The following is a 2,842-nucleotide window of genomic DNA, read 5'->3' as shown; positions in this document are numbered from 1 at the left end:
ACTGGATTCTTGTACCATTTCTTGGAAAATTATTTTTGGTCTAAAAAAATCCTCCCAATAATTTGCGCCCCATCTTTGCAAAGCATACCATTCATAGCGAATTCCAGTTTCAGCTTTATTTCGGTTGGAAAGTTCATTTTTATACTGTAACAAATGTTTGTATATGGCATTGTATTGATTTTCAAATACTTTTTCAGCTTCTAAAGAAGCTCCTTTAATACTTGAATCATTATGTAATGGGAAATGCCAAGGAATAAATAAGAGATATAGATCTGCAAATTCATAACAATATCTTTTAATATCACGTCCTCTTAATAATGGTCGTTATTGTTATGCAATTTTTCAAAGAGTTTCATATAATTTATTATTCTTGATAAAAATAATACTATGTATTATTTTTATCAGTTTTTGTTTAAATTAAATATCAAATAATTTTAACAACAAATACAATGATTTACGGATACATCAGAGTAAGCACCGACAAACAAACAGTAGAGAACCAACGTTTTGAGATCAATCAATTTTGCCAATACCAAGAAATAGTAGTTAACAAATGGATTGAAGAAACCATCTCTGGTGCAAAAAATGTGGATGACAGAAAACTAGGTAAGCTTTTAAAAAAGATGAAGAAAGGAGATGTTCTTATCTGCTCTGAGCTTTCCAGATTGGGAAGAAATCTATTAATGATTATGGGCATTCTTAATGAATGCATGAATCGGGATATTCAAGTTTGGACAATCAAAGACAATTATCGGTTAGGAAGTGATATTAGCTCAAAGGTATTAGCTTTTGCTTTTGGACTTTCTGCTGAAATCGAAAGAAATTTAATTTCTCAACGAACTAAAGAAGCATTAGCTAGAAAACGCGCAGAAGGAGTAATTTTAGGAAGGCCTAAAGGAAGCAAATCTTCAAAAACTAAACTTACAGGGCATGAAAAGAAAATTCAGGAACTCCTGGATAAAAAAGTATCCTATTCTGCAATTGGAAGGATCCTAGGGGTACACAGATTGACTGTAAGCAGCTTTGTAAGCAGACAAGAAAGTCTCCATTTAAATTAAAAATAAAAGGTTCAGCACATACTGAACCTTTTTTTTAATATCTTAAACTATCCCTTCTCAATCAACCTCTCCAACCTCATCATCATCTCATCCTTCTCCTTCAGCATCCTTTCATAAAGCTCCATTTTTTCTTCATGCAACTTCTTTATTTCTTCAATAGGACTGAAGTTGAAAGTTGAATTTGGGTTTCCAACACAAGCGTTATCACCAAAAGTATTAGAAATAATATTCACCGCCTGCTCCTCATCAAAATTCTGAAACGCTTCCACCGGAATTTTCAATACTTCAGAAATTCTTTTCAGTAAAGGGTCTTCAATAATTTCTTTCTGTTCCAGCAGAGAAATTTTCTTCTGGCTCCAGTCGTCCCCAAGGTCAAAAGCCAATGCTTCCTGCTTGATGCCCAGCATTTCCCTGAATCGTTTCACATTGCGCCCCTGATGTATTTTATGTTCCATGATCAATCAATATGTATGAAGTTTTAAATATAGAAAAATATTTATAAAAACACGGCTTAAAAAGCAGCTTAATTACAATCTCAGTTCTTCACCATGATACCCTGGAAACGGACCTCCTCACCTATTTCGCCATTTCCGTTTTTACAGCCTATTTTTTTCATCAAAAACAACAAAAAAACAAAAGCTGTTATCAGGTTTTCACTTTCTGGTGAACACGTTCTGAAAATCTTACAACACTCTATTTTTCTATGCATTACACTCGCTATATTTGATCCTGCAAACCCAAAAAAGCACAATATTATGGCACTGGACAATTTAATTAGTGTAAGCTTTTCAGAAAGCGATTTACAAACCATTGACAAAGCAATTCAGGACATCCAGACCGTCCTTACAGGCAAAACCATCAACCTTACTCCGGATCAGAGACAGCAATACGGAAGAATTGCAGAACAGAACAAACTCTTCGTGAATAAAGCCAAAACCTATATGGAACAAAATACTCAGTATGTTCCGGGATTCCTTGATAAAGCAGAATTCGACAGAGATTATATCGCAAGAGAACAGATAGAACAACGCTTACAGCTATTAGATTCACTGGTAGAGCAGCTTTCTGACACCAAAGTATTGCTGGATCACGATAATTATCACAATGCCATCAGTTTCTACCGAAGCGTCAGATACCTTTCTGAAGAAAATGTACCTGGTACCAATGTGATTTACGAAGGAATGAAACAGTTTTTTGTAACGGGACAGACTTCAGGACAAACTGAAACCCCTCCCCCCACTTCAAATAATAATCAGTAAGAATAAAGACCTTTTTGAGAGCACGTGAAAACGTGCTTTTTTGTGCTCATCCATTTGCTGATTTTTGGTTGGAAATCGCAAAGACGCAGGTTCTTATGATAAGGTGTGTTTCTAAGGCGCAAAGATTTTATCTCCGATAAAATTTCTATACCCTGATATCCTTACCTGCTGAAAATCTTTGATTTTCTTACGCCTTAAAAAACAGATCAATATTTAAAACTTTGCGACCTTGCGTTTAAAACAAAGGAATAAGTCTATGATTAGAGGGAGCAAAGGAATGGTGGCTGCGCCACTGATGAAGCCAGGTGGATAGCACATGATTCTTATAACAGTATTTTAATCCTCTTACCTCCTTTACTAAACCCTCCAGGTAGTATAGCAACGGCCTCGCCCCCCTTTAATAAAGGTCTCGCCCCCCTTATATAAGCACCGGGAGCCCCTTAAGCAACCCCCTCTACCCCCTTACCCAAACTATCGTGTGGACACAATTATTTCTAGTTTTATACATTTATTGTTATTTAGTAT

At 35.7% G+C, this 2,842-nt stretch carries 3 protein-coding genes; 2 read left to right on the top strand and 1 reads right to left on the bottom strand.

Annotation, left to right across the window (positions count from 1 at the left end; all coding sequences use genetic code 11):
• The first annotated feature begins 449 nt into the window (after window positions 1-449).
• The gene (locus tag ACODR7_RS21485) at window positions 450-1,058 is read left to right on the top strand and encodes a master DNA invertase Mpi family serine-type recombinase (protein ID WP_488842309.1); all 609 of its coding nucleotides are present in this window, start codon (window positions 450-452) and stop codon (window positions 1,056-1,058) included.
• Window positions 1,059-1,105: 47 nt separating this feature from the next.
• Here ACODR7_RS21485 and ACODR7_RS21480 read toward each other — a convergent pair whose 3' ends face one another.
• Entirely contained in the window at window positions 1,106-1,513 is a 408-nt protein-coding gene (locus ACODR7_RS21480; protein ID WP_488842307.1) for a helix-turn-helix domain-containing protein, read from the bottom strand.
• Window positions 1,514-1,813: 300 nt separating this feature from the next.
• On the opposite strand from ACODR7_RS21480, the gene ACODR7_RS21475 reads away from it, so the two are divergent.
• Entirely contained in the window at window positions 1,814-2,317 is a 504-nt protein-coding gene (locus ACODR7_RS21475) for a hypothetical protein (RefSeq protein ID WP_136522139.1), read from the top strand.
• Window positions 2,318-2,842: the final 525 nt, after the last annotated feature.

This window comes from Chryseobacterium sp. FG46 (assembly GCF_057809135.1).
This window is presented reverse-complemented; position numbering and strand designations above follow the sequence as displayed.

Coding starts and splice junctions, on each gene's coding strand:
- ACODR7_RS21485 (WP_488842309.1), top strand. CDS start 450: ATGATTTACGGATACATCAGAGTAAGCACCGACAAACAAACAGTAGAG.
- ACODR7_RS21480 (WP_488842307.1), bottom strand. CDS start 1,513: ATGGAACATAAAATACATCAGGGGCGCAATGTGAAACGATTCAGGGAA.
- ACODR7_RS21475 (WP_136522139.1), top strand. CDS start 1,814: ATGGCACTGGACAATTTAATTAGTGTAAGCTTTTCAGAAAGCGATTTA.